The organism is Gloeothece verrucosa PCC 7822 (genome assembly GCF_000147335.1).
Classification (GTDB): domain Bacteria; phylum Cyanobacteriota; class Cyanobacteriia; order Cyanobacteriales; family Microcystaceae; genus Gloeothece; species Gloeothece verrucosa.
Genome location: NC_014501.1, coordinates 1 through 26,270, shown reverse-complemented (window position 1 = coordinate 26,270; position 26,270 = coordinate 1). Strand labels below are relative to the sequence as shown.

Annotated in this window: 21 protein-coding genes and 2 pseudogenes; 12 read left to right on the top strand and 11 right to left on the bottom strand. The window is 40.4% G+C overall.

Annotated features, from left to right (window positions below; genetic code table 11):
* Nucleotides 1–237: 237 nt before the first annotated feature.
* The 4 genes and pseudogenes from CYAN7822_RS35420 to CYAN7822_RS00105 form a co-directional block, all read right to left on the bottom strand.
* A pseudogene (locus CYAN7822_RS35420) lies at nucleotides 238–348 on the bottom strand (NblA/ycf18 family protein); the annotation flags it as partial.
* A 3-nt stretch (nucleotides 349–351) separates the two neighbouring features.
* Nucleotides 352–1,914, bottom strand: coding sequence for a reverse transcriptase N-terminal domain-containing protein (locus CYAN7822_RS00110; protein ID WP_162052113.1), 1,563 nt, complete (start codon nucleotides 1,912–1,914; stop codon nucleotides 352–354).
* 443 nt (nucleotides 1,915–2,357) lie between these two features.
* A complete protein-coding gene (locus CYAN7822_RS40070) occupies nucleotides 2,358–2,480 on the bottom strand; it encodes a hypothetical protein (RefSeq protein ID WP_280989336.1) in 123 nt (40 codons plus the stop codon).
* Nucleotides 2,481–2,611: 131 nt separating this feature from the next.
* Nucleotides 2,612–2,707: pseudogene (locus CYAN7822_RS00105) on the bottom strand (NblA/ycf18 family protein); the annotation flags it as partial.
* Between the two features lie 724 nt (nucleotides 2,708–3,431).
* On the opposite strand from CYAN7822_RS00105, the gene CYAN7822_RS00100 reads away from it, so the two are divergent.
* The 4 genes from CYAN7822_RS00100 (at nucleotide 3,432) to CYAN7822_RS00085 (ending at nucleotide 8,286) form a co-directional block, all read left to right on the top strand.
* Nucleotides 3,432–3,935 carry an RNA recognition motif domain-containing protein gene (locus CYAN7822_RS00100; protein ID WP_013320183.1) on the top strand — a complete coding sequence of 168 codons (504 nt, stop codon included), beginning with the start codon at nucleotides 3,432–3,434 and terminating at the stop codon, nucleotides 3,933–3,935.
* Between the two features lie 131 nt (nucleotides 3,936–4,066).
* Nucleotides 4,067–4,780, top strand: coding sequence for a ribose-5-phosphate isomerase RpiA (gene rpiA, locus CYAN7822_RS00095; protein ID WP_013320182.1), 714 nt, complete (start codon nucleotides 4,067–4,069; stop codon nucleotides 4,778–4,780).
* Nucleotides 4,781–4,924: 144 nt separating this feature from the next.
* The gene (locus CYAN7822_RS00090) at nucleotides 4,925–5,413 is read left to right on the top strand and encodes a GNAT family N-acetyltransferase (protein ID WP_013320181.1); all 489 of its coding nucleotides are present in this window, start codon (nucleotides 4,925–4,927) and stop codon (nucleotides 5,411–5,413) included.
* Between the two features lie 452 nt (nucleotides 5,414–5,865).
* A complete protein-coding gene (locus tag CYAN7822_RS00085; protein WP_013320180.1) occupies nucleotides 5,866–8,286 on the top strand; it encodes an EAL domain-containing protein in 2,421 nt (806 codons plus the stop codon).
* Between the two features lie 19 nt (nucleotides 8,287–8,305).
* Here CYAN7822_RS00085 and CYAN7822_RS00080 read toward each other — a convergent pair whose 3' ends face one another.
* The 4 genes from CYAN7822_RS00080 to rpaB form a co-directional block, all read right to left on the bottom strand.
* A complete protein-coding gene (locus CYAN7822_RS00080) occupies nucleotides 8,306–10,138 on the bottom strand; it encodes a sensor histidine kinase (RefSeq protein WP_013320179.1) in 1,833 nt (610 codons plus the stop codon).
* A 101-nt stretch (nucleotides 10,139–10,239) separates the two neighbouring features.
* Nucleotides 10,240–10,842 (bottom strand): gamma-glutamylcyclotransferase family protein, encoded by a 603-nt coding sequence (locus CYAN7822_RS00075; protein ID WP_013320178.1) that lies wholly within the window; start codon nucleotides 10,840–10,842, stop codon nucleotides 10,240–10,242.
* Nucleotides 10,843–10,884: 42 nt separating this feature from the next.
* The gene (locus CYAN7822_RS00070) at nucleotides 10,885–11,550 is read right to left on the bottom strand and encodes a cofactor assembly of complex C subunit B (protein ID WP_041933405.1); all 666 of its coding nucleotides are present in this window, start codon (nucleotides 11,548–11,550) and stop codon (nucleotides 10,885–10,887) included.
* An 86-nt stretch (nucleotides 11,551–11,636) separates the two neighbouring features.
* Entirely contained in the window at nucleotides 11,637–12,365 is a 729-nt protein-coding gene (gene rpaB, locus CYAN7822_RS00065; protein ID WP_013320176.1) for a response regulator transcription factor RpaB, read from the bottom strand.
* A gap of 243 nt (nucleotides 12,366–12,608) precedes the next feature.
* On the opposite strand from rpaB, the gene radA reads away from it, so the two are divergent.
* From radA to CYAN7822_RS00025, 8 genes are all read left to right on the top strand, one after another.
* Nucleotides 12,609–14,180 (top strand): DNA repair protein RadA, encoded by a 1,572-nt coding sequence (gene radA, locus CYAN7822_RS00060; RefSeq protein ID WP_013320175.1) that lies wholly within the window; start codon nucleotides 12,609–12,611, stop codon nucleotides 14,178–14,180.
* Between the two features lie 439 nt (nucleotides 14,181–14,619).
* Complete coding sequence (locus CYAN7822_RS00055) at nucleotides 14,620–15,429, top strand: SDR family NAD(P)-dependent oxidoreductase (RefSeq protein WP_013320174.1); 810 nt, start codon at nucleotides 14,620–14,622, stop codon at nucleotides 15,427–15,429.
* A 257-nt stretch (nucleotides 15,430–15,686) separates the two neighbouring features.
* Nucleotides 15,687–16,802: a non-hydrolyzing UDP-N-acetylglucosamine 2-epimerase gene (gene wecB, locus CYAN7822_RS00050; protein ID WP_013320173.1), complete on the top strand. Its 1,116-nt coding sequence runs from the start codon at nucleotides 15,687–15,689 to the stop codon at nucleotides 16,800–16,802.
* 150 nt (nucleotides 16,803–16,952) lie between these two features.
* Nucleotides 16,953–17,807 carry a M48 family metallopeptidase gene (locus CYAN7822_RS00045; RefSeq protein WP_013320172.1) on the top strand — a complete coding sequence of 285 codons (855 nt, stop codon included), beginning with the start codon at nucleotides 16,953–16,955 and terminating at the stop codon, nucleotides 17,805–17,807.
* A gap of 2 nt (nucleotides 17,808–17,809) precedes the next feature.
* On the top strand, nucleotides 17,810–18,670 hold the full coding sequence (locus tag CYAN7822_RS00040; protein ID WP_013320171.1) for a methyltransferase domain-containing protein: 861 nt from the start codon (nucleotides 17,810–17,812) through the stop codon (nucleotides 18,668–18,670).
* A 153-nt stretch (nucleotides 18,671–18,823) separates the two neighbouring features.
* Nucleotides 18,824–21,049, top strand: coding sequence for an SLC26A/SulP transporter family protein (locus tag CYAN7822_RS00035; protein ID WP_013320170.1), 2,226 nt, complete (start codon nucleotides 18,824–18,826; stop codon nucleotides 21,047–21,049).
* 586 nt (nucleotides 21,050–21,635) lie between these two features.
* Nucleotides 21,636–22,073, top strand: coding sequence for a DUF6932 family protein (locus CYAN7822_RS00030; protein ID WP_013320169.1), 438 nt, complete (start codon nucleotides 21,636–21,638; stop codon nucleotides 22,071–22,073).
* A gap of 45 nt (nucleotides 22,074–22,118) precedes the next feature.
* Complete coding sequence (locus CYAN7822_RS00025) at nucleotides 22,119–22,550, top strand: helix-turn-helix transcriptional regulator (RefSeq protein ID WP_013320168.1); 432 nt, start codon at nucleotides 22,119–22,121, stop codon at nucleotides 22,548–22,550.
* A gap of 72 nt (nucleotides 22,551–22,622) precedes the next feature.
* Here the strand turns inward: CYAN7822_RS00025 and CYAN7822_RS00020 are convergent, their stop codons facing one another.
* The 3 genes from CYAN7822_RS00020 to dnaA form a co-directional block, all read right to left on the bottom strand.
* A complete protein-coding gene (locus CYAN7822_RS00020) occupies nucleotides 22,623–23,702 on the bottom strand; it encodes a tocopherol cyclase family protein (RefSeq protein ID WP_013320167.1) in 1,080 nt (359 codons plus the stop codon).
* A 91-nt stretch (nucleotides 23,703–23,793) separates the two neighbouring features.
* Nucleotides 23,794–24,699, bottom strand: coding sequence for a homogentisate phytyltransferase (locus CYAN7822_RS00015; protein WP_013320166.1), 906 nt, complete (start codon nucleotides 24,697–24,699; stop codon nucleotides 23,794–23,796).
* Between the two features lie 149 nt (nucleotides 24,700–24,848).
* A complete protein-coding gene (dnaA, locus tag CYAN7822_RS00010; protein WP_013320165.1) occupies nucleotides 24,849–26,213 on the bottom strand; it encodes a chromosomal replication initiator protein DnaA in 1,365 nt (454 codons plus the stop codon).
* Nucleotides 26,214–26,270 lie beyond the last annotated feature (57 nt).

The window sequence follows — 26,270 nt, the reverse complement described above, 5'->3', positions numbered from 1 at the left end:
ACTCGGTTTCTCGTTTATACTTCTGTTGGCTTTTTTGTGTGGCACGATTGATTAACTTTGTGGCTTAATTCTGTTTTTTCTATCATTCCTTAAGCTTCACACCATTTTGACTCCTGTAGTATACCTATTTTTTTGGCCATGCTTAGACTTCTAACCCTCTTGAGGCCCCTGCATCCCCAGCTTTTTTCTCTCAAGAGAACCCAGCTAGAGAAGGAGGTCCCATCTCTATTGGTTAGACTACTGAGACTGAGACCAAGAACCTGACTCTAGTCCCCATTGATGCTTAATAAACTCTTTGTACATATTTTCTCGCATGAGCATTTGTTCATACATTTTGACTAAAAAATTACACTAAGCAATTCTGTCACCAGAACTACTCGTCTTCAGAACGGAACGTGAGATTTTCACCTCATTCCGCTCCTCAGTAACGTGGTTCTTGTCATGAATACAGCTTACGTGGTTTCTTGTCTTTAGTTGATGACTGATTTGACTCCTTTCTACCCGGTTGACATGGCTGTCTTTGACTTGCCGATGATGACGCATTAGCTTCTCGGTAATGGCTCCATTTTCTTGCTGCGAAAATACCCAATTGTCTCCATTTACTGTATTCCAGTATTTGTTAATGACCCATGCTTTGCTTTTTCCGTTATGTTTTCTAAATCCCCACCTCATCAGTTTGATTTGTATCAGATGGTCGATTTTTGCCAATATTTCTGTACTACATAGGGGGGAGTAGTATTGACACCATCCTTGGATGATGGGATTTAATTTACGGATGAGGCTTTCTTGGGAGGCGTTACTCAGGTCATAAATTACCTTGTGGATTGCCTTTAGATGCTGCTCTTGTGCCTTTTGACTAGGGGTAATAAGGGTTTTGAATCCTTGAGAGGAGAGGTTTTTACTGACCTTGAACTGTTTGATCTTAAATCCGAGAAAGTCAAACCCTGTTTTTCCTTGATGATTATTCAAGGTATGAGTTATGTTTGTCTTTTCGGGTTTTAGGTTCAGCCCCATCTCGGATAACCATTGTGCGATGAATTCCTTACATTTGATGACGGTGTTTAAGTCAGGGTGTAAGATAACGAAGTCATCGGCATATCTGATCATATCGGGGAGTTGTGGGACCATTCCGAGGTTTTGACGACTAAATTTCCGCTTCAAGTCATTTTCCAGTGCATGAAGGACTATATTGGCTAATAGCGGGCTGATGCCTCGGCTCTGTGCAGTGCCTTCAGGGTATTCAAAGAATTTTGCACTGTCTATTAGTCCACTTTTTAGCCAAGTTTTAATTTGTCGTCGGAATTTCGGTAGGCTGTTTAATTTTGCCAGTAGTTTCTCAGGGGTGATGGTGTCAAAACACTGGGATAGGTCAGCATCTAGGACATATTTGGGTTGTTGTTTGATCGCGCTAAATATTGCCTCTATTGCATCATGATAGCTTCTCTTGGGTCTTTTTCCGTAGGAGTTCCCGTCAAATTTGGCTTCCCATTCGGGTTCTAGGGCCAGTTGGAGTAAGGCTTGTTTTGCCCTGTCTTCGAGGGTGGGAATCTTGAAAGGCGGTTTTTCCTTCCTTTCATCTTGCGGAATCTCTATTTGTCTTGCGGCTTTGGCTTTCCCGTTTAGCTTTAGGGTTTGGGCAAGTTGGATTTTTTGCGGGGAATTTAGCCATTTGATGCCATCTATTCCCGCTATTTTCTTGCCTTTGTTGTCTTGTGTCACTTTTCGGGTAGCTAGCGCTTTGGCTGACCAAGAGTTAGCTAGGGTTTTTTGGAGTCTGCGTACTGCTTTGTTGTCACCACGTTCTGCTGCTTTGTAAATGCGCTTTTGCAACTTGAAGACACGACGCTCAAGAGTGCGCCAGTTGATGTCTTTCCATTCCACCGTAGTCTTTAAACTCGTTTTAGACTTATTCATTGCTACTTGTACCTTTACATTCCACATTACCGTGAGTCTGTGGGCCTATCTTTACCGTTACAGTAAAGCCTTCGCTTCTGACTCAATCTCGCCCATTTACAGCCTGTTTTCACAGTTTTTTCGTCTTGGATGACTACTTAGTTTTCGACCTTTACTAAGAGCTTGTAAATGGGTTATCCCGTTCCCGATACCCATATTTAGGTGGTTAGGTTGACTCTTTTTCGCCGAGGTCAGACTGTGTTGCCTATTGTTCAAGAACTCAATAGGGTCTATATGACCTATGACCATTTTGGTTCACCTGTGTATCAGTGCGGAAGTCGTTCCGCACCCCTGCCTAGTTTCACAGTTACAAGTAACGACGCTTTACGACAAGTCTTTGCTTTCGCTAACCATACACCCTTGCTCGCCGTGTTATTGGTTTAGGCTACCAATAAACTCGACTTTTAACCCCGCTTTACGGATTGATGTCCATTCGCTACCGTAGGGGTTATGCTTTCACTCCCAACACTAGGAGGGAAGGATTTTGGCGGCAGTTGCGCTTTTGTCGGAAAACCGGCCCAAGGCATTGCCTTACCTTCATGGGTTATCGAGTTGTCAAGGTTCTGTTCCTACTTTCAAGCAGATTTCGGTTGGATTTTCCTTGCGGCTAATCCCCCAAACCTTTTTTTAGGCTTGGTTTATAGCCAACGGGTCACACTTCCTGGGCTTGTTCGCGACTCATTTTTTCTACTTGTGTTTCAAAGGAACGAATGCTGAATCTTTGTTCTAAAGATAATTCCATCGGTTGAGACATTTTTGATCTCCTTGTTTTTACTTAAGTCGGTTTATAAGGTAACCAGAACATTAATAACAAAGCTTCCTCAGCAGACAAGTCCCGAAAAACCTGAACTTACCTCTGAAAACTCTGCTCGGCTTGATATCAAGCAATGTAACAAATATTTGACAAGATGTCCACTATCTGTTTTAAAGTCTTGACAGACGGGGAACAATTCTCCGTAATCAGGTGTCAGATCTCAGCGTAGGCTAGGCGACAGCGAAGGGGTACTGACCCTATAATTAAAATACCCATTTTGGTTAGAAGACTAAGCATATAACTTCACTTTTAGCAAGGGTGTATTGAAAAAGTTGCTCAAAATGAACAAAAATCATAGAGGGGTCTCGTTAAAACTGGTACCGGCAAGACGAATTTCAGGAGAAATAATTGACTAAGAGTGTAAACATTCTGTAATAATCAAATAAGGCCATATCATATAAAACACTCTTGTACTTGGAACAGTTAAGAGCTATAAGAAAAAATTAAAAATTAGCTCATTCGTTAGAGGGAAACTTATTTTGACGGCAAAAGCCAATATAGTTAAAAAAAGTCTGATGACTCAGCATACTAGGTCGCTGGGAATAGATTGGCATAGCCTAGAAAGGTTGACTAAAGTTAGGCTGGGGTGCTTTACGAGTTATGCACTAACTGGTTTTGATGGTACAAGTTTTTCACCCAATCAAATAGCTGGAGGAATCTCAATATGCCTGTTCGTCTGTATGTAGGGAATTTACCCAAAGAGCCGATTGAACGCCAAGCTTTGCAAGAAATGTTTGCTGAGGCCGGTGATTCAATCACCACTAAAGTGATCAAAGACCGTAAAACTGGCAAATGTCGGGGTTTCGCCTTTGTGACTGTTCCCACTGATGAAGCGGCTGATGAATTTATTGAAAAATATAATGGTCAGCCGTTTATGGATAGCCCCATCAGAGTGGAAAAAGCCCTTCCCCGCTCCAAAGGAAAAGGGAAGGAAGATGGAGATCAACCTCAATCTAGTTCAGAAGAGGGGGCAACTACTACTGTTCCGGCCCCGGCTCCCACTCCCAAAGCTAAAAAGAGCGGTGGCGGTGGAGCTAAAAAGCGCGGTCGCTCGCAAGGCGGTGGTGGAGATCAGCGTAATAATGAGTCTTTCCAACCTGACCCTCGTTGGGCTGGAGAATTAGCAAAACTCAAGGAAATGCTGGCGGCTCAAACCTCCAATTCCTAAGCTCTGGTCAATGAGTGATTAGTAAATAGGTTTTGTCCGGTTTACTAATCACTAATCATTGATGATATGACTCCCAATTCCTATAGGATGGAAAAAGTGTTCAATACTGAGATTTTAAGGAGTCAAAGACGATGACTGTTACCAGTGATCCTGTGGTGTTAATGAAACAAGAAGTCGGTAAAGCCGCCGCTCAAAGAGTTAAATCTGACTCAATTGTGGGCTTAGGAACGGGATCAACGACTGCTTATGCAATTCAGTATATTGGCGAGCGTATCCAATCCGGAGAACTTAAAAATATTGTGGGTGTTCCTACGTCTTTTCAGGCAGAAGTTTTGGCTCGGAAATATGGCGTGCCTTTGACGACTCTTGATGTGATTGATCACATGGATTTGGCTATCGATGGGGCCGATGAAGTTGATCCCCAGAAGAATTTAATTAAAGGAGGCGGCGCGGCTCATACCCGTGAAAAAATTGTCGATTCTTTGGCCGATCAATTTATCGTTGTTGTAGATGGCGGTAAGTTAGTCGATCACTTAGGCTCGACTTTTTTGTTACCTGTTGAAGTGATTCCTATGGCAGTTAGCCCAGTCATCAAAGCTATCGAAAAACTCGGCGGCAAACCTGAGCTAAGAATGGGTGTTAAAAAAGCTGGTCCTGTGGTAACGGATCAGGGCAATTTAGTAATTGATGTTAAATTTGACAAGATAGAAGACCCCGCTAATTTAGAAAAGACACTGAATAATATTCCCGGGGTTTTGGAAAATGGTCTGTTTGTGGGAGTGGCTGATATTATTTTAGTGGGTGAAATAATAGAGGGTAAGCCGGTTGTACGAGAAATTTCTTAGGCTTTAGACTTAAAATATTTTAGGAATTTTCCGGTGGTTGGGCAAGGTCAATCTTTGAGGTTCACATCTTTTTAGAAAAATGATGCTCGACTTTGCCCCACCCGAATATTGATGATGGCTACTTGTTGCTTTAAGACCTTTTTTATGAATCAACCTTTACAAATTCGTCCTGCAATTCCTGCGGATGTTCCGACAATTTTTGCATTAATTCAAGCCTTGGCAGACTATGAAAAACTATCTGATTCCGTGACGGGAAATGCAGAACTGTTAACAGAACATTTATTTGGTCAACCTTCCTATGCAGAGGCAATTGTCGCAGAATGGGAAAGTAAAATAGTGGGCTTTGCTTTGTTTTTTCCTAACTATTCTACCTTTTTAACTAAGCCGGGGATTTATTTAGAAGATTTATTTGTTTTACCAGAATATCGCCGTAAAGGCATCGGAAAAGCCCTATTAATGTATTTAGCTCAGTTAGCCCTAGAACGAAAAGCAGGGCGTTTAGAATGGAGTGTCCTAGACTGGAATCAACCCGCTATCGATTTTTATCAAAGTATTGGGGCTTCGGTTTTGCCTGATTGGCGTATTTGTAGAGTGACGGGAAATGCTTTATCTCAATTGGCCTTGAAAGGCTGATCCCTCTATATAACCTGAGTTCGAAGACGCTTTATGGGGAAAAGGTTAAGTTCGAGGGGAAGCATTGACATAAAGGAGGCTTTATGCTTTTAGTCCTCTGGCAAAGCATAGCGGCGTAGGTATAGCAACCGCTCCTGTGCTTAGGACATCTTTTAAACTTCAAACTTAATAGCAATAAGCTTTTCCCTTCTGACTTCTGACTCCTGACTTCTGCTATAACTGGCACTCCGAAGCGGCGCGAGTTGACATACTGATAGGTCATCTTTGAGGAGAGCCGAAAGAGAACAAGCATTTTTTTGCAAAACTTCATCTACTTTTAGACAGATTTAATCGGCTGTTGTTCAGGCCAGAATATTAATGTTATACAATAAAAAGCAAATAAACTAAAACTAAATAGGTTTAAAAAATCGATACAATTTTTCAACCTTAAACAGCAAACCAATCAGGAGCAAATGATTACCTATAACAAAGCTTGGGAGGTAGCGCAGGCTTATTTGATCGCCATAGGATTAGTGATTTTGGCCATACTGTTGACTTTATTACTAGATCCGTTGCTCAAAACTCCTCTTTTCGCCTTTTTTTATCTGGCCGTCTTTCTCAGCACTTGGTATGGTGGCAGACCATCAGGACTGACAGCAAGTCTTCTGAGTTATTTAGCCATCAATTACTTGATTATTGCTCCTCGCTATGTATTAGGGTTTAAGGATATTGGAGAATTGATCCGTCTAGGTGCTTTTATCCTGTTTGTTCTGCTGATTAGTTCATTAAAGAAAAATCTAACCACCGTTGAACGACGACTCGAGAAAAATCTGCAAACCTTACAGCAAAGTGAAGAACGATTACAAACAGCCCTGACAAATGCCCCATTTCCCATGATTATTCATGCCGAAAATGGACAAATTCTTCAAATTAACCGAGCTTGGAGCGAGTTAAGCGGCTACTCTTACGCAGAAATTCCTACCATTGCGGATTGGATACAAAAAGCTTACGGGCGAGAATCGGACAATATGCGAGACTATATTGAACAACTCTATAGCCTCGATGAACGATTAGATGAAGGCGAGTTTACCATTCAAACAAGCACGGGAGAGCATCGAGTTTGGGATTTTAGTTCTCTGGCCTTGGGCCAGCTATCTGATGGAAGGCGACTGGTAATGTCGATGGCCAGCGATGTGACTGAACGTAAAAACACGGAAAACCGCCTAAAAGAGCAAGCAGACCTGCTCAATTTAGTTTATGAAGCGATTTTTGTGCGGGATGCCCACAGTGAGATCGTTTTTTGGAACCAAAGCGCCCAACAGATGTACGGATGGACAGAACAGGAAGCTAAAGGAAAAGTCACTCATAGCCTATTGAAGACGAAATTCCCCCCTTTTTGCGACAATCTTGATGAAATATTACGAGCTTCAGGACAGTGGGAGGGTGAACTCACTCATACCCGTCGAGATGGTACACAGATTATCGTCGACAGTCGTCAAGTCCTCGTGCGAGACTCACAGGGTCAGGTGAAAGGGATTTTAGAAGTCAATCGAGACATTACAGAGCGTAAGCGGACAGAGAGAAAACTATACCATAACGCTTTACATGATGCTTTAACAGGATTGCCCAATCGCATTCTCTTAATGGAACGGGTTGAGCAGGCAATTCAACGGGCAAAACGGAGAAAAAATTATTGTTTTGCGGTTTTGTTTATTGACCTTGATCGCTTTAAAAATATTAATGATAGTCTTGGGCATATTGTCGGCGATCAGTTGTTAGTGGCCATTGCTCATCGACTCCTAGAATGCGTTCGCGCCAGTGATACGGTAGCGCGTCTAGGGGGTGATGAATTCATTATTTTTTTAGACGAACTTGGGCAAGAAAAAGAGGCTTTTAAAATTACTGAACGGATTATTGAACAACTAAAAACCTCTCTTTTTGTGGACGGGTTAGAAGTATTTACTACAGCGAGTATTGGCATTGCTTTCAATAGTGATGACAATCATTCAGCGACTGAAATTCTCAGAAATGCTGATTTAGCAATGTATCGAGCTAAAGAGCAAGGAAAAGCCCGCTATGCCGTATATAATGCGGCCATGTACACTGAAGCTCAAACGATCTGGGAATTAGAAAATAATCTCCGATTAGCTCTCGAGCGGCAAGAATTCCTCTTGCATTATCAACCCATCTTCTCGTTAACCACTCAAACTCTGATGGGATTTGAAGCGCTAATTCGCTGGCAACATCCTCAACAAGGTTTGATTTCCCCAGTAGATTTTATTCCTATCGCTGAAGAAACAGGCTTAATTGTTCCTATTGGTGAGTGGGTATTGCAAGAATCTTGCCGTCAATTTGCTCTTTGGCAGCAACAATATCCTCATATCAGTGACTTAAAAATTAGCGTCAATCTTTCGGGGCGACAGTTACAAACGGGGAATTTGATTGACTTGCTTGATAAAATTCTGCTACAAACTGGCTTGTCGGGCAATAGTCTAAAACTAGAAATTACCGAAACTCTTTTAATGAAAAATTTAGAGTCTGCTAGTCTTTTACTGTCGAAATTAAAAGAACGTGCTATTCAAGTGAGTATTGATGATTTTGGCACGGGCTACTCTTCTTTAAGTTATCTCTGTCATTTACCCGTTAATACTTTAAAAATTGATCGTTCTTTTGTGACTCACGTCAATGAAATTAAAGAAAACCTACAAATTGTTAAAGCTATTATTGGGTTGGCTCGTCAGTTAGAAATTAATGTGGTTGCCGAAGGAATTGAAACTCAACAGCATTTGGATCGCTTACAAGAGTTAGAATGTGAGTATGGACAAGGCTATTTATTCTCTAAACCTTTAGAGGAAAAAGCGGTAGAAAGCCTCTTAGAACAGTCGTTAAATTAAACATTAATCTTTTTAATCATTAGCTCTCAAGGGGAATTTGCACCGTAAAAGAGGTTTTTCCGTTTTGACTTTCTACTTCAATAGTTGCCCCTAAAAGTCCAACTAATTTCCGGACTAAAGTTAATCCTATTCCCGTGCCATTGTACCGCCAAGGATCAGCTTTAGGAATGCGATAGAACTGATCAAAAATCCGCTCAAATTCTTCGGCGGGAATTTCCACTCCTGAATTGATTACACTAATTAAAATATTGTTATCTTTCATCCAAGCCGCTACGGTAATAGTTTCTCCTTTAGGACTATATTTACAGGCATTGTTGAGAAGTTCAATAACAATCCGTTCTAAAGTAGAAATATCACACTCAAACGGCAGGATAGAAGGGGAAATATCTAGGATTAAATGCTGTTGTTGTGAGCCGGTTTTGCTCAAGAAAGGTTGAACAATTTCAGGCAGCCAAATCCGTAAGTCAATCCAATCGGGAAATAAAGTGGTACTATCGGCATCAATATAACACAGGGTTAATAAATCATTGACTAATTTATTTTGCTGCTGGCAAGATTCTTTAAAAATTTCTAGCACTTGATTAAATCTTTGAGAGCTTTTGAGCCGCCCTTCTTCTTGCTCGATTTCGATTAATTTTTCTAAAGTTTCAGCCGCTAATAGAATGCTACTCATGGGAGTCCGCAGTTCATGAGAAATGGTTTTGAGAAAATTATCTTTGAGATTGTTTAGTTTTTCCAGTTCTCGAACTTGTGTTTGGGAGGCTTCATAAAGCCTAGCTTGACGAATAGCAATGGCACACTCATTAGCCACTTGCTGCACTAAGCCAATTTCTAACTCTTCAAATCCTTGTTCTCGGGGTCTAATTAGCCAAAGATTGCCTAAATTTCCCTGGTTATCAAAAATCGGACAAACTAATCGGGTTGCTTGTTTTTGTTCTGGGGCTAATTCAGGAATTCGTTCCACAAATTGAAGCGGCTGTTTTTGTAAAAGTTGTTGATACAGTTCAGGAAAGTCACTAATTTTTCGGCAAATTCCCTGACAGGTAGGAGCTTGTTGGGTACATTCATAAACAATTGTGGCTGTGGTATGTTCGTTATCGTACAGTTCAATTTTGCACCGTTCAAGCTCAAGCACTTGGCCTAATTCCTGAGTGACTGTTTGTAAAATTTGACCTTCATCGAGACTGTCACGAATTTTTTCAGTAATCAGATGGATTAAAGATTCAAATCTTAGGGACTGTTCTAATTTTTCTGTACGCTCTTTGACTTGTAATTCTAGTGCGGCATTAAATAATTTTAGTTGATGATGGAGTTCAGCTTGCTGCACGGCAATGGCTACTTGTGTGGCCAGTTGTTTGAGGAGGTTTATTTCCCATAATTCCCATTGATGGGAACAACGACAATGTTGGGCGATTAATAATCCCCATAGCTTTTCTTCTGCCACAATAGGAACCACTAAATTCGCCCTAACTTGATATTTTAGGAGTAAATTGCCATAACAGGGATGAAGCTTAGCCGCTTGAATATCTTCAAGTACCTGAATTCGGCCCTGTCTATATAGATCTCTTTGCTGAGCATTAAAGCAGGGATCTTCGACTTTTTCTCCTAAAACCGCTTTAAAAGGCTCAATAACCGATTCAACGGCCATCACTCCCTGCCCGTCTGACTCGAACCGATAAATTAATACCCGATCCGTTTTGAGGCACTGCCGCACTTCTGTAACAGTTTGGCCCAGAATCTCATCTAAATCTAGCGACTGACGAATTCGCAGAGCGATTGCTGCTATCAGTTCCTCTTGAGAAGTTTGTCCTTGGGAAACTGGCTGTATATCCCTGCCCAGATGAGGATTCATCTTTTTGCCCCACCTCAAAAATAGATTTATTATAATTATTATTTTTTCTTATTAAAACTTAACATTATTTGTGTGCTTCTTAGATATCGCTTTAATATTTCTTAATTATGAGTCAAATTGAGAGAATTTTGGCGAAGGTAAGATTTTTGTTGCTGTTGCAACTGATACATATGATTGAAAAGTTGCCAACAATACTCTTCTGAAAGTCCACAGGTAAGGGCCCCGCGCAAAACTACTTGAAAATACCAGTCATTAGGAGCGAGTTCTTGAGGGAGTTTATCAACCACAACATAAGTTCGGACTTTTTGATAAATTTTCCCTCGGCTGGTGACATCAACATATTCTTGCCGATAACCATTGCGGGGAACTTCTTCTCGTTCGTCTAGCAACTCACTCAAGCGCCAAGGTAAATTATACAACACGCCTTCTACATAAGAGTTAGAAAAGGGAATAATATCGAGAACGCCACAGTTACGATGTAAGGAACGGCGATAAAATCCTAGTCGATAGTCTTTGAGAGTCGCTGATCCGATCACATATGGGTAAGTATTTTCCCCGAGAGTGCGCTTTAAATCCACTGGACACATACAAGAACCGTAAGCAAAATAATAAAAACTTTGCTCGGGTAAGGCGGCTGGTTGCCAATGGCTGCTGTGATTTGGAGAATGAGAGGTTTGGATCTGTTGTTCAAACTGAAAACTCATTCGCTTGTAGGGGTTAGGAGTTGACTATTGAAGTATACAACTTTAACTTAAATCGGCCTGAGCTATGTCTACATTTTTTGACAAAGTGTCAGCCAGTTTATCGGCAATTCCCTCAATCCAGTTTTCATCTTGTTTGGTGTAACTTCGGGGAGCATTGGCCCCTAAAATTAACACCCCGTTTCCTAGAGGTTGACAGATAATCCCCTGAGTATTCGGCGGCAAGTAATCAAATTCTACCCGTCCCGGATAGAGCTTGAGATCTACCAAATACACAGGCTTTTGGGTTTCTAACACTCGTTCTAGGATTTTTCCGGCTTTAAATTCCGAATTCTCGGCTAATATCCCTCGTTTAAGTAACACTTTTCCCTGATAGTAAACCACCAGGGATTTAGTGATGGTATTGGTTAAAAGTAGATGAGAGGCCCAAGCTAGTTCTGTTTTGACGGCATCGGGTAAATTTTCGGCTAGTTCCATCCCTTCTCGACCGATTAACGTGACGGACTCGGGCGAACGCGGCTGTACCTGTTGCCAAATGATGCCGATTAACATCATCACTCCACTCAGAATCACTCCTACTACATCGGAGCGAGCTTGAGATGCTGTCAATTCTACTGTGGTCAATCGATTAATCAACAGTAAAAATCCTGCAAGTCCCCCAGCAAAAAAGGGTAACAGCCGCAATACTCGATTGGGATCTGATTTAGTCACATTAGTCATTAGTCATTAGTCACATTAGTCATTAGTCATTAGTCATTAGTCATTAATTTTTTTACCCTTTAGCCTATTACTCTGTCTTATTCTTCTCCGGGTTCTAAAATTCTCTGAAATAAATAGCCAGTTCCTCTAGCAGTCAGAATCAGTTCAGGATTACTGGGATCATCTTCTAATTTAGCTCTCAAACGGGAAATATGAACATCTACCACTCTTGTATCGACGTGACGTTCGGGAGTATAGCCCCACACTTCCTGTAAAATTTCTGAACGAGAGAAAGGTTCTCCTGAGCGGCTAACCAATAATTCCAACAGACTAAATTCCATGCCGGTTAGTCGAATACGCTCATCTCCTTTATACACTTGCCGCTTGTTGGTATCAATTTTAATTGAGCCGACGTGAATCACGCCAGAACTGGGAATACCGGGAGCGCCATTTTTTTCCACTCGTCTTAGCACTGAGCGAATTCTGGCTTCTAATTCCTTGGGAGAAAAGGGTTTTACCACATAATCATCGGCACCGAGTTCTAAACCCGTGATCCGATCCGCTACATCTCCTAAAGCCGTTAACATGATGATGGGGATATCAGACTCCTTTCGCAGTTCCTGACAAACGCCGTAGCCGTCTAATTTTGGCATCATCACATCTAAGACTACTAAATCAGGATTGGTTTGACGAAAAGTTTCTAAAGCTTCTTCGCCGTCAGCCGCCGTGACCACATCATAACCAATCATGGAAAGACGGGTTTCCAAGATACGGCGAATGCTGGCCTCGTCATCAACTACTAGAATTTTTTCTTTATGTGTTTCCAATTGCTCTACCTCTCCTTAATTTTTAAGTACAGTTACGGATCTATAAGAAAAATTATGAACATCTTTTTATCTAGAATATCGCTTTCTCGCTATGATTAAGCCTAAAGACTGATTTGATTAGGGCAATTTGATCTTTTTTTAAGATTTACTTAACGGTTTTTATTAGCATCTTTTGAGAATTTTAACAAGTTATTGCAGTAAATATTAAGATTTTTCAACCTTTCTTAATTTCGATAATAGAAAATGGCAAAATCTAAAACCATATACATTTGTAATACCTGTGGCTCTGAATCTAGTCAGTGGTTTGGGAAATGTCCTAGCTGCGGAGTTTACGGAACGCTAGAAGAACAAATTAGCACATCAAATAACTCTCTAATTGCTCGTGGGGGATGGCAGTCAAACACGAGACAAAATAGCAAGGCGGCGGGACCGGCACAACCGAGAATATCGATGCCCTTTTCTGAAATTACCCAAGAAGAACAGGCGCGTTTTCAGTCTGGATATGGAGAATTAGACCGGGTACTCGGGGGAGGGATCGTGCCAGGATCACTGGTTTTAATAGGCGGAGATCCAGGAATTGGGAAATCGACTTTACTACTTCAGGTAGCCAACCGGCTGTCTCAAAGACTAGCCAGAATTCTCTATGTTTCGGCAGAAGAATCCGGACAACAGATTAAGTTACGCGCTCAACGTTTAGGGGTAGGGATAGTAGAATCAGAGCCTGAAGATAGCGGCAATGGGAAGGGGAAAAAGTCCCATAAGTCAACTGCTAAAACGCCCGAAAATTCCGGCAATAATCTTTATGTTCTTCCTGAGACAGATTTAGAAGAAATCTTAAGAGAATTAGAATCTTTAAAGCCGCAAGTAGCCGTGATCGATAGTATCCAAACTTTGTATTTTGCCTCGTTAACTTCTGCTCCGGGTTCAGTAGCTCAAGTGAGAGAATGTACCTCAGCTTTGATGCAAGTGGCTAAACGAGAAAATATTACTTTATTTATTGTCGGTCACGTGACTAAAGAAGGAGCCATCGCCGGTCCGCGAGTGTTAGAACATTTAGTCGATACCGTTTTATATTTTGAAGGTGATCGCTATGCTTCCCATCGCTTACTGCGTTCGGTTAAAAACCGTTTTGGTGCCACCCATGAAATCGGAATTTTTGAAATGGTGGATCGTGGGTTAGTGGAAGTGGAAAACCCCTCAGAGTTATTTTTAGGGAACCGAGATGAATTAATTCCGGGTACAGCAACGATTGTGGCCTGTGAAGGCACTCGTCCTATTGTAGTGGAATTACAAGCGTTAGTCAGCCCGACTTCCTATGCTTCTCCTCGACGTTCGACCACAGGGGTTGAATATAACCGCTTGCAACAAATTTTAGCGGTGCTAGAAAAGCGTGTCGGCATTCCTTTGTCCAAGTTAGATGCTTATGTTGCTTCAGCCGGTGGGTTAGGGGTAGAAGAACCGGCCGCCGACTTAGGGGTGGCCATCGCTGTGGTAGCCAGTTTCCGTGATCGCGTGGTTGATCCCCGGACTATTTTAATTGGAGAAGTTGGCTTAGGGGGGCAAGTGCGGCTCGTTTCTCAGATGGAATTACGCTTAAAAGAAGCGGCTAAATTAGGGTTTAAACGGGCCATTGTGCCTAAAGGACAGACTTATCCCGAGGATATGGGCTTAGAAATTGTCCTAGTGGGTAAGGTGATTGATGCCATTATTGCCGCCATTCCGAAAGAGCGTCGTTTAGAGGAAGAAATGGAGCAAATGGTGGAATTAGAGGAACTAGAGGAGGACAACGGTTTCGATCCCGCCGACCAAAATTAAAATTCAAGAGGGTACGGGTAAAGAAAATATTTTTAGGCTTTACCTACTCCCTCGTCGAGCCAAGAGCGTACTACTTTAGGGTTCTTGTTTGGCAAGTCTTTGGCAGCCTCATCATTAGCTTTTGTACTGTCGTTAAATGCTGACAATAAGCCGATTCTCATGAAAAATTGTTGCCATCTATTGATTTACTTGTTAGAGTGTGCATAGTGGTTCTTTCGATTAACTTTCGTAAAGGAGAGGCACCATCTATGTCACTACGCTTATTTCAACATCAAATCGATGGGCAAATGCTCCCATAGCTCAACAAGAGTTAACCACTAAAGATTTATTGGAATTAAACATAAACAGTTTGTCTCATCTGTAGGCCCCATGAGGTGAATCATACTTCACGCTCACAAACAACTCTGATGAGGACTCAACTGTGGAGGTGAAGAAATTTATGGACATTCAAGGAAAAACCGCCTTAGTAACTGGTGCTTCCCGAGGAATAGGACGAGCCATCGCCTTAGAACTAGCTAAAGGCGGGATTAAACGCCTGCTATTGGTGGCCCGTGATCGCACTCGTTTAGCGCTTGTAGCAGACGAAATCAGGACATTAGGAGTAGAAACCATCACCTTAGCCTTAGATCTAACTGTGCCGATCGAAGTCAATGTCGCCATTGCGCGGGCTTGGAAAACACATGGGCCCATACATCTGCTAGTCAACTGTGCTGGTGTAGCATACCAAGCGCCCTTTTTAGAATCCAATCTCGAAAAAATTCAGCAAGAAATTTCTCTCAATGTGATGGGAATGTATACCATCACCCGTCTAGTGGCTAAACGCATGGTTGCTCAACGAGAGGGAACCATTGTTAATGTATCTAGCTTGATGGGTAAAGTAGCCGCACCCACCATGTCTACTTATTCAGCCACTAAGTTTGCGATCGTCGGCTTTACTCAAGCCTTACGTAGTGAACTGGCTCCCTATAATATCCGAGTAATAGCTTTGCTTCCCTCTCTAACCACCACTGATATGATCAAAAGATTGCAACTATTTCGGGGAGTAATGCCGATGACCCCTGAACAAGTGGCAAATGCCCTAATAATTGGCTTAAATAAAGACTCAGCCGAGATTGTGGTGGGATGGCAAAGTCACTTAGCCATCTGGTGTCAACGCCTTGCTCCCTGGCTGTTAGAAAAAATTCTTCTGTTGGCTTCTCCCTTGCCGAGATTTTCTGGCAAAGCCACCACAACCTTTAAAGTTAGTTAATAGTCAATAGTCAATAGTCAATAGTCAATAGTCAATAGTTATTCTTTGTTGGTCTTGTCCGTGAGCAAAAACTGTCATTTAGATACTATGGCAGCTTTAACAAAACCTAACGACTAACGACTAACGACTAATGACTAACGACTAACGACTAACGACTAACGACTAACGACTAACGACTAATGACTAATGACTAAAATCCAGTAGTATGAGGGGTGGGCATTGCCCACTGTATTATTTATGATGACTAAAAAGCAACGATGACCTCATCAACCTTCTCAGTCTGTATTACTCTAGGGACTCGTCCTGAAGCAATTAAACTGGCTCCGGTGATTCAACAATTTAAACAAGTACCAGAGTTTAAAACTCATCTGGTGTTAACTGGACAACACCGGGAGATGGTTGAACAAGTGATGGAGTTGTTTGATTTAAAAGCCGATCAAGATTTAAACATCATGCAGCCTAAACAAACCTTGACAGACATTACCTGTCGAAGTTTACAAGGCCTTTTAAGCATTTTTGAGACACTTCACCCCCAAATGGTTTTAGTACAGGGAGATACGACAACGGCCTTTGCGGCGGCACTAGCGGCATTTTATCAAAAGATTCCTGTGGGTCATGTTGAAGCCGGGTTACGCACCAATGATTTATTTAACCCCTATCCAGAAGAAGCCAACCGTCGTTTAATTTCTCAATTAACTCAATTACATTTTGCTCCCACCCCATTAGCCGTAGATAATTTACAAAAATCCAGCGTGACCGGCGAAATTCATCATACCGGCAATACAGTAATAGATGCTTTACTGACCGTAGCTTCTCGCCATCCTGATTGTGCGGTTTCCGGCTTAGACTGGGATCACTATCGAGTTTTGTTAGCCACCGTTCATCGCCGCGAAAATTGGGGAGAACCCTTACAAAATATCCTGGCAGGATTTCGCTTGATTTTAGAGCAATTCCCGGATACAGCTTTATTGTTACCCTTACATCGTAATCCGACCGTGCGAGAACCGATTCAAAAAGCTTTGGGAGACCATCCGCGAGTCTTTTTAACTGAACCGCTAGATTATGCTCAATTAGTAGGCGCAATAGAACGGTGTTATTTATTATTAACCGATTCTGGCGGCTTACAAGAAGAAGCCCCGAGTTTAGGAAAACCGGTCTTAGTTTTACGAGAAACCACAGAACGCCCTGAAGCAATAGAGGCAGGCACGGCTAAATTAGTGGGCACAGAACCGAATCACATTTTAGCGGCTGCCAGCGAGTTATTGCGTGATGCGGACGCTTATAACCAAATGGCAACGGCTATTAATCCTTTTGGCGATGGGAAAGCGGCTCAAAGAATTGTTTCTATTGTCAAAAATTATTTGGAAACTTAGCGAGTAATTTTATTTGTTAGTGTCTCTCAATTAGAGGTTAGCTAGAACCAATTAGAGAATTGTCCCTTTTCAGTAGGCAATTGAGAAAGGGCAATGGCAATATAGAAATATCACTCTCGCTCATCCTGCTTTAGATAGACTTAAATACTGATGTTTAAGTACATTTTTAAATCTGGTTCGGTTTGGTATCGAAGAGGGCTTTATGGACTCCTCTGGGCCATTGTTGCCTTTAGTATTATTATCACTTCTCCTCAAGCAAGTTATGGTCGGCCCTGGTGGCAAATTTTGCAACAGGGTGCAACAGCGATTCAACTCTCTAATTTATCTGATCAGCAAGAAGTTAACTTCGGTCAGCAAATTAACCAGGAGTTAGTTAAAAGTAGAAAAATTAATTTATCTCAAAATCAAGCAATTAATCAATATGTTAAAGAAATTGGTCGGCGATTAGTTCCCTATAGCAGCCGCCCGAATATTCCTTATACCTTCCAAGTGGTCAATGATAAAACGGTTAATGCTTTTGCCACTATGGGCGGTTATGTCTATATTCATACTGGATTAATCAAAATAGCCAGTAATGAGGCAGAATTAGCCAGTGTGATCGGTCATGAAATGGGACATATAGCGGCTCGTCATGCTATCAAGCAGATGCGTAATGCTGCCCTGACACAAGGATTATTAGGCGTGGCTGGACTTGATCAAAGAACTTTGGTACAACTAGGAGTACAATTGGTTTATAGTTTACCCCATAGCCGCCAAGATGAATTAGAAGCGGATCAAATGGGACTACAAACGATCGAACAAGCGGGTTATGCTCCTTCGGCGATGGTTAGTTTTATGAAAAAGTTGATGAGACAAGGGGGTTCTACACCGGCTTTTTTAAGTAGCCATCCGGCTACATCATACCGCGTTGAGCAGTTACAAGCGGCGATTGATCCCCAAACGGCTAATGTAGGTAAGGGGTTAGATTCCCAAGCTTATCAAAATCGAATTCGCTCTATTTTATAACCATGACGAATACTCTATACCAACAAATTCAGCAATTTTATGATGCTTCTAGTGGACTGTGGGAGGAAATTTGGGGTGAACATATGCATCACGGTTATTATGGCAAAGCCGGTAACCGCCAAGTCAACCGCCGTCAGGCACAAATTGATTTAATAGAAGAACTTCTGAGTTTTGCTAATATTAACACTTTAGAAAATATTCCTAAAAATATTGTCGATGTAGGTTGTGGAATAGGCGGCAGTACCCTATATTTAGCCGAAAAATTTCAGGCTTATGGGACGGGAATTAGTTTATCTCCTGTACAGGTATCAAGAGCAACCGAAAGAGCCAAAGAGGCCGGTTTAGAAACAAAGGTTAAATTTCAAGTGGCTGATGCTTTAAATATGCCCTTTGAAGATAATACTTTTGACCTTGTTTGGTCTTTAGAGAGTGGTGAACATATGCCTGATAAAACTCGATTTTTACAGGAATGTTACCGAGTCCTTCAACCGGGAGGAACTTTGATTATGGCCACTTGGTGCCATCGTCCTACTGATGGGTTAGCCGGAGATTTAACAGCAGATGAAAAGAAACATCTGAAGAAAATTTATCAAGTTTACTGCTTACCTTATGTAATTTCTTTACCCGAATATGAAACCATTGCTCTTGAATGCGGCTTTAAAAATCTTCGTTCTGATGATTGGTCTAGTGCCGTTGCGCCCTTTTGGAATGTGGTGATTACTTCGGCGATAACTCCTAAAGCAATTATCGGTCTTTTAGGCGCTGGTTGGCAAACGATTCAAGGGGCTTTATCTCTTAATTTAATGAGTAAAGGCTTTGAAAGGGGGTTAATTCGTTATGGCTTGATTTCTGCCACTAAATAAACGCATCTAGATAAAAGTAGAGATCTTGCCGACAAAGCCTCTAAAGCGAGGTTATTTTTCTTACTATTAAAAAAAAGTATCTTTTAATACAGTTTTTTTATCAACTAAGTGAATATGCTGCACTTAGCTTTTTTTAATGAGTTTCTTTAAATTATGGATAGCACGGAAACGGGGAATAAGCCTTTAAACCAATTAGGGGTGAAAAACTTACTGTCAACTATCACTGTAGGGTTAGCAATGGGGGTAATTGCTGTTATTACCTCTGTTTCTTTTGGGGCGTTGGTTTTTAATGAAGAATTATCCCAATATTTACCCGTAGGCATCGGGTTATTTCTCTTTAGTAGCATTATAGTTGGAGCCATAATCTCGATTTTAAGCGCTTATCCTGGCATGATTGCCGGGCCTCAACATACTACGGCAGTCATTCTTAATTTAGCCGCTAGTGGAATTGTCATCACGTTAATAGACAAAACCTCTGAAGAAACTATTTTATTCACTGTTGTTTCGACAATTATTTTTAACTCTGTTATTACTGGAATTATCTTTTTTAGTGTGGGTTGGCTTCGACTAGGAGAGTTAATTCGCTTTATTCCCTATCCAGTGGTAGCAGGATTTATGGCGGGTACGGGATGGTTATTAATCGAAGGAGCATTTCATACCACTGTCCATAGTCATTTAGATTTTTGGCATTTATATCAACTGCTAGAACCCGAAAAACTATTAGAGTGGCTACCGGGTTGTATTTTAGGAATTATTTTATTTCTTGTTCTTCACCGTACTCATAATTTATTAGTCGTCCCTACTATTGTGTTAGGGGTTACTGTGGTGTTTTATGTTTTTTTACAAATAAAAGGAGTTTCTCTAGAACAGGCAAGCGAACATGGATGGTTAATCGGTTCTTTTACACAGGAAAAGCTTTGGCAACCCATCAGTTTATCGGCACTAACAAAAGCGAACTGGCCAGTGATTTTTCAACAAGTTCCCACCTTAGCCAGTATTTGGATTATTGATTTAATTGGGCTGTTATTCGGAGTTAGTACAATCGAGCTTGCTGTTAAACGAGATATTAGTCTTGATCAAGAACTAAAAACAGCAGGAATTGCTAGTTTTGCGTCAGGGTTAGGGGGAGGTATGAGTGGTTATTCTCTACCGAGTGACACAGCCTTAATTTATAAATTAGGTTCTGCTAATCGATTAGTTGGCTTAGTGGCGGCGGGATTTGGTTTTATTATTTTACTGTGGGGACTACAGTTACTCACTTTATGTCCTGCTTTGATTGTGGGAGGAGTATTACTGTTACTCGGTATTGATTTGTTAATGGATTGGGTCTATTTAACTTGGTTTAAACTGCCTAAAACCGATTATGCAATTATTCTTTTAATTTTGTTTGTTATTATTGCTTTTGGTTTTATTGAAGGGGTAGTGATTGGAATTATTGCCGCCGTTATTTTATTTGCCATTAATTACAGTCAAGTCAATGTAACTAAACATATTTTATCGGGAGCGACTTATCAAAGTCATGTTCAACGCCTACCTTCTGAGGAACGCTTTTTGCGTGAACAAGGAGACGAAATTTTTATCCTAGAGTTACAAGGTTTAATCTTTTTTGGAACGGCTCATAAATTACTCAATCAAATTCGTCAACGAGTCCAAGATGTTACGCTGATTCCTTTGAGTTTTTTGATACTTGATTTTCGCTTAGTCAGTGGTTTAGATACTTCTGCCGTGCTGAGTTTTATTAAGCTGAAACAAATGTCTATGAATCACGGATTTTCTGTTATTCTCACTCATTTAGCGGCTAAAGACAGAGAACAATTACGACAAGGAGGATATTTTAAAACTGAGCAGGCACTTTATGAAATTTTTCCCGATCTAGATCGAGGGTTAGAATGGTGTGAAAACCAAATTTTACAGCGTTATAATTTAACCCTACCTCAGTATGCCTCTCTAGAACAACAGTTAACTGATCTTTTTAATGAATCTGATGTCACGACTCAATTGATGAGTTATCTCGAACCAGTTGATTTAAAACAAGGAGAATTATTATTTAAACAAGGAGATTCCCCGGACGGATTGTATTTTCTTGAGTCAGGACAAGTGACGGTTATTTTAGAATTGTCGAATCAGAAAACTAAGCGTTTAAGAACTTTTAATAGCGGCACGATTTTAGGGGAAATTGGACTCTATGCTAATGCTGCCCGTTCAGCATCGGTTATTGCCGATCAATCTAGCCGCCTTTATCATCTTTCTGATGAGGCTTTTAAAAGAATCGAAAATGATAATCCTCGATTAGCGGCTAGTTTTCATAAGTTTATTGTTAATTTATTAGCTGAACGGTTAAAAGTTAGAGAAAATGAACTGAGAAAGTTGCTCAAGTAATAGGTGCTTTGACCTCTCCCCCTAACCTACGAGAAGAGGGGGAAAATTTTGTAAGCTATAGCAATAGCAAAAAATTTTAAATTGTCATTCCGAGCTATAGCAGTCGAAGGAAAGATTAGGACGTTTCGCTCACGTAGTGGCGCAGAGCGATCCCCCCTAACCCCCCTTCATAAGGGGGGAACGTTCCTAAAACCGATGTCTTAATCTATGCTTCGATTGCTATAAGGAGGAATCTTAGATGATGTCCTAACATAAAGGCGTAGTGCTATAGTTTTTAAAATTGGACACAACAATTTTGTTGTGTTATGATTAAATCATCTAGTAGGCTAATACCAATTTTCCTTAATAATGCAATTTACCTCCCTCTAAAGCCCCCCTTAAAAAGGGGGGTTGGGGGGATCGATTAAATGCAGCGTTATAGAAAATTGGTATAAGTTAAACCAGTTTTGAAAAGCAACAAAATCTCGATGAGAGTGTTGCGTTTAATTTCTAAACTTGCCTACAGATATTGGAGGAAAAAAGAACGTTAGTTAAAGAGCAATACTATGGGTCAACTAAATTTTGTAAAAATAATTTTCTTAAAACCATGTCAATTCCTAGCTTTCAAAGCAACGGCAATTTGCCAGAAGGTATCCATCTGGCCACCTGGCAGGAAGTTGAAAATACTCTAGGTTTCAACGAGCGAAGAAAGGAACTTTTAGCCGGCTTAAAAAGGGCTTGCGAATCATTAAAACTTGCTGGCTGCAAGAGAATTTATATTGATGGGAGTTTTGCTACTAGCAAAGAATATCCAGGAGATTTTGATGGTTGTTGGCAAGACGATACAGTTGATTTTATTTATTTAAAAAGTATAGATCCTGTTTTACTGGACTTTACTAACAAACGCGCCATGCAAAAAGCTAAATATGGTGGTGAACTTTTTCCGGCCAGCTATCAAGCTGATATTTATGGTAAAACCTTTGTAGAATTTTTTCAAGAAGATAGGAATGGTAATGCTAAAGGAATTATCGCTATTGACCTTTAAAGCAGTAAATAAACTAACTTACATTACAAATGTACATAACTAACAATGATTTACAATGAACGGCAATATAACATTACTAAAAAGCAAATAAAAAAATTCGAGTTAGCCATAGCTGAACTGAGTAGTCATCAACCCTTAGATGATGAAAATCAAAAACTACGCTATCAAACTCATTTAGACGCACTCAATAGCCAACTAGAAGAACTTAGGGAGGAGGTTGAAGAATACGAAAACCTCAAAGAAGGTGACATCAAGCAATTACAATTTGAGCATTTTGAAGAGTTACCCGAAGCACTTATTAAGGCGCGTATTGTTCGGGGGTTAACTCAAGAACAACTTGCAGAAAGTTTAGGAGTTAAACCGCAGCAAGTTCAGCGCGATGAAGCTAATAAGTATTCTGGTGCTAGTTTGGCTAAAATTTTAGAGGTTGTGCGAGCGCTTAATCTTGAAATACGACAGGAGGTTATTTTTAAATAATCTGAGTAACTAACTTTTTTACGACATCTCCTTAGCGCACTCTTTGCGGCTTTGCGTGAGAATTTCACAAATTTAAACTATCCAAGCATCATCCCAAGGCCCTCCCCCAACTTCTAACCCACAAGCTAAACTCTCTGCTGTCAGAATAACTTCCCCATTACGTCTGCTCAACTCTAATCTTACATAACCTTTAGTGGTATCTCGACAGCAAAAAATCAACCCTTGATTTGTCGGCGCTCGCAGCACAGTACCGGGTAAATCTGTTGTCCCAATTAATCTTACTTCAAACTCTCCATTAACCGCTTGCATTTGCCACTTTCCCCAAGGTTGAATTTGCCAGTTAACCTGAGAATTCCAAGGAACAAACTCATAAAATTTCCCTCGATAATGAAAACAAATTAAAGCCACTTCTTCGGTCGACCATAAGACTTTTCTCCTACCGCCTCCTGCCGTTAAAGCTAAATCGGGTTCATCAATAAAACTATTACAATTAAACCAAAACCATTTTTCAGGAAAAGACGCTCCCCAATTTTTCTCACTATAGGCGGGTGCATCAATAAACTCATAAACCTTTCCATTCCAATCAATCCATCCACTCGCTAAACCATGCGCCATTAAAATCTGCCATCCTGGCTCAAATATAGGAAAATAGGATAACCATCCTGCCGTTGACTGTTGAGGTTTTTCTGGATTTCCCCACCCATAAATCGGTTTAGTTTCATATTGCCAACGACAATATTTATTACTTCCAGAATCCTTAATTAATCCTTGATGAAAAGTAGCTGTTACTTGATAACCTTGTTGAATATGTTGCTCAAATTGAGTTGGGTTGAGGAGTTGGGGAGCCATTTTTAAATCGGTTTTTCCCCAATGTCCTAACCCTAAATAATCTTTCGCCGCCCAAAACTTTTTAACATCGGGAAAAGTTCGACATAAATATTCATCATCTAAAGCCAAAATTTGTGCGGCTCCTCCGCTCACAGCTTGACCCCCTATCGGGTCTTCAATAGAATACATAAAAGCAAAAGTTTGAGCCGTATCTGGTAGCGTTACTCGAAAATACCAACCTTCAAAAAAACGTTGACTCCATCCGTCCCAGTGATAACCACTATGAGGCGTTTGTAAAGGGTTATTTTTAGTTAAGTTAGTCATCTTTTTTTATTAACTATTTAGACATTATTTTTTTGGTGGTCAATGTATATTTTAAGTTTTTGCCGCCCAAATTTTCTCAAAATCGCTCAGCCTACGGCTGTAATAGACAGGCTGTTGTAAAAAGCAAATATTCTAAATAAAATAATTTCCAAATAAATTGATAAAAAGATTTAATTCCACTCTTCTTTTCTAGCTCAACATTTTGAGAACGTAACCAAAGTAAACTCAGGAGAATGACATGAGAAAAAACGAGAAAGTAGGAATTAACTGAATTCAGCCAAAAAACTCCTGCTAAAATCATGCCCAAATAACAAATAATAATTACTGAACTAGCAATTTTAAAAACCGTTTCTTTTCCGAGAAGAATAGTAAATGTCTTAATTTTATACTTTTTATCTCCTTCCATGTCGGGAACATCTTTAAAAATCGCAATGGCCAGAGTAAACACTAATACAAATAAAGTTAATGCCCACACAGCAGAATTTAAAAATTGATGCCCGTCTAAAATTTTACTAAAATGTAAAAATAGCCCAAGATTAATAACGATACCTCTTACTGTAAAAATACAAAAAGCCGCCCAAAAAGGAAACCTTTTTAATCTTATGGGAGGTAAAGAGTAAGCCGTCCCTAAACTCAAACTAATGGCCACAGTAGCCCATAACCATATCCCTAGCCAAGCGGCTAAAATCAAAGCTAATATTCCTGTTATTAAAACAATTAAAATTCCTGCATTTCTCGATAATTCCCCAGAAGCTAGAGGCAGATTAGGCTTATTAATTTTATCAATATCAGCATCACATAATTGATTTAAACCGACGATATAAATATTGCCGCATAAACAAGCGATTAAAGTGATTAATGCTTGCCATAAATTTGTGACTGTAATGGGGCTATTAGTCGCAGCTATGGCCATGAGATATAGAGAAAAAACACTCAAAGTAGTACCAATAACTGTATGGGGACGAGAGAATTTCCAGAGGCTATATATCCAAGACATACACAAGATTTAATTAATAACCTTATTCACTGTAGCAGCCATTGACAAAAATTGCTTTGTAATTAAGAGATAAATTTTTATTATAGGAATTGGTCTGTGATGAATTTTCCTCTTACTCTCCTCAAGAGGCGGCTTGGGAGGGTCTAGCATTAAGTTGTCTTTTGAGTTCTACTGGCTAAAAGAATGCGATCACTCAACTGAGAAAGGGTTTGAGAGAGTTCTAAATCTTTTTTTTGTAATTGATTAATTTTGTCATAACTATACATGACAGTTGTATGATCTTTACCGCCGAATTCCTCGCCAATTCTCGGTAAACTTAACTCCGTATGTTGCCGCATTAAATACATACCGATTTGCCGGGCTAAACTAATCTCTCTACGGCGAGAATTACTTTTTAAATCTTCTACAGAAACATGAAATGTCTCAGCAATAATATTAAGGATCACTTCTGGGGAAACTTCGCCTCTCTCTAAAGGCGGATTTAAAACTGGGGCCAGATTTTCCACTGTCATCGATAAACCGGAAATAGCAATATAAGTAATGGCACGAATTAAAGCTCCTTCTAATTCTCTAATATTAGAGGTATAGTGAGTAGCAATATATTCAATCACTTCCCGAGGCAGCCGCATATTTTCATATTCAGCTTTTTTCTGCAAAATGGCCATGCGAGTTTCTAAATCTGGCACTTGTATATCGGCAATTAACCCCATAGAAAAACGAGAAATCAGACGGTCTTGTAAGGTGGGAATTTGTTTAGGGGGTCGATCTGAAGCGATAACAACCTGTTTACCCGCTTCATGTAAGGTATTAAAGGTATGAAAAAATTCCTCTTGAGTATATTCTTTGCCCTCAATAAACTGAATATCGTCAACTAATAAAATATCTGCCGTTCGATAATGTTCTCGGAAACTTTGTAAACTGTCTTGACGAATCGCCGCAATTAAATCATTGGTAAACTGTTCAGTAGAGACATAAAACACTTTAGAATCTGGATACATCTCTAAGCGATAATGGGCGATGGCTTGCATCAGATGGGTTTTTCCCAATCCCACCCCACCACAAAGAAATAAAGGGTTAAATTCTCGTCCGGGAGACTCAGCAACCGCTAAAGTAGCCGCATGGGCCAAGCGATTATTCGGCCCGACGACAAAGCGAGAAAAGGTATATTTAGGGTTAAGTTTGATAGGCTTAGGATTGTCCCCTAAAGACGTTGAGGGATGATAAGCAGACATTTCTGTCTCACCAATAATAGCAATGTTTTCTCCTTGGGCGGCGGTTAATTGAATATCTATAGGATAACCGAGAATTTCCTCGACAACATCGGCAATGATTTGTAAATAATTTTTTTGTAAATGATTGAGAATAAAAGGATTAGCGGCACAGATGACCAAATATTTCTCGGTCAACTGTTCAACTTTCGCTGTCGTGATCCAAGTCTCAAAGGCGGGACGAGATAAACGAGACTGTAAGCGTTCTAGAACTTGAGTCCAAAGGTCTTGGGGGGAAAGTTCCACGATTTTGTGTTAATGGGTAAACAGTAAAGAGCAATGAATGTTACGGAACCGTAATAA

Excerpts from the sequence above, each read along its gene's own strand:
- CYAN7822_RS00015 (WP_013320166.1), bottom strand. The coding sequence starts at position 24,699 with ATGTCTTGGATATATAGCCTCTGGAAATTCTCTCGTCCCCATACAGTT.
- CYAN7822_RS00035 (WP_013320170.1), top strand. The coding sequence starts at position 18,824 with ATGGATAGCACGGAAACGGGGAATAAGCCTTTAAACCAATTAGGGGTG.
- CYAN7822_RS00055 (WP_013320174.1), top strand. The coding sequence starts at position 14,620 with ATGGACATTCAAGGAAAAACCGCCTTAGTAACTGGTGCTTCCCGAGGA.
- CYAN7822_RS00100 (WP_013320183.1), top strand. The coding sequence starts at position 3,432 with ATGCCTGTTCGTCTGTATGTAGGGAATTTACCCAAAGAGCCGATTGAA.
- CYAN7822_RS00110 (WP_162052113.1), bottom strand. The coding sequence starts at position 1,914 with ATGAATAAGTCTAAAACGAGTTTAAAGACTACGGTGGAATGGAAAGAC.
- CYAN7822_RS00080 (WP_013320179.1), bottom strand. The coding sequence starts at position 10,138 with ATGAATCCTCATCTGGGCAGGGATATACAGCCAGTTTCCCAAGGACAA.
- CYAN7822_RS40070 (WP_280989336.1), bottom strand. The coding sequence starts at position 2,480 with ATGCCTTGGGCCGGTTTTCCGACAAAAGCGCAACTGCCGCCAAAATCC.
- CYAN7822_RS00025 (WP_013320168.1), top strand. The coding sequence starts at position 22,119 with ATGATTTACAATGAACGGCAATATAACATTACTAAAAAGCAAATAAAA.
- CYAN7822_RS00030 (WP_013320169.1), top strand. The coding sequence starts at position 21,636 with ATGTCAATTCCTAGCTTTCAAAGCAACGGCAATTTGCCAGAAGGTATC.
- CYAN7822_RS00040 (WP_013320171.1), top strand. The coding sequence starts at position 17,810 with ATGACGAATACTCTATACCAACAAATTCAGCAATTTTATGATGCTTCT.
- CYAN7822_RS00020 (WP_013320167.1), bottom strand. The coding sequence starts at position 23,702 with ATGACTAACTTAACTAAAAATAACCCTTTACAAACGCCTCATAGTGGT.
- rpiA (WP_013320182.1), top strand. The coding sequence starts at position 4,067 with ATGACTGTTACCAGTGATCCTGTGGTGTTAATGAAACAAGAAGTCGGT.
- wecB (WP_013320173.1), top strand. The coding sequence starts at position 15,687 with ATGACCTCATCAACCTTCTCAGTCTGTATTACTCTAGGGACTCGTCCT.
- CYAN7822_RS00085 (WP_013320180.1), top strand. The coding sequence starts at position 5,866 with ATGATTACCTATAACAAAGCTTGGGAGGTAGCGCAGGCTTATTTGATC.
- CYAN7822_RS00075 (WP_013320178.1), bottom strand. The coding sequence starts at position 10,842 with ATGAGTTTTCAGTTTGAACAACAGATCCAAACCTCTCATTCTCCAAAT.
- CYAN7822_RS00090 (WP_013320181.1), top strand. The coding sequence starts at position 4,925 with ATGAATCAACCTTTACAAATTCGTCCTGCAATTCCTGCGGATGTTCCG.
- CYAN7822_RS00045 (WP_013320172.1), top strand. The coding sequence starts at position 16,953 with ATGTTTAAGTACATTTTTAAATCTGGTTCGGTTTGGTATCGAAGAGGG.
- radA (WP_013320175.1), top strand. The coding sequence starts at position 12,609 with ATGGCAAAATCTAAAACCATATACATTTGTAATACCTGTGGCTCTGAA.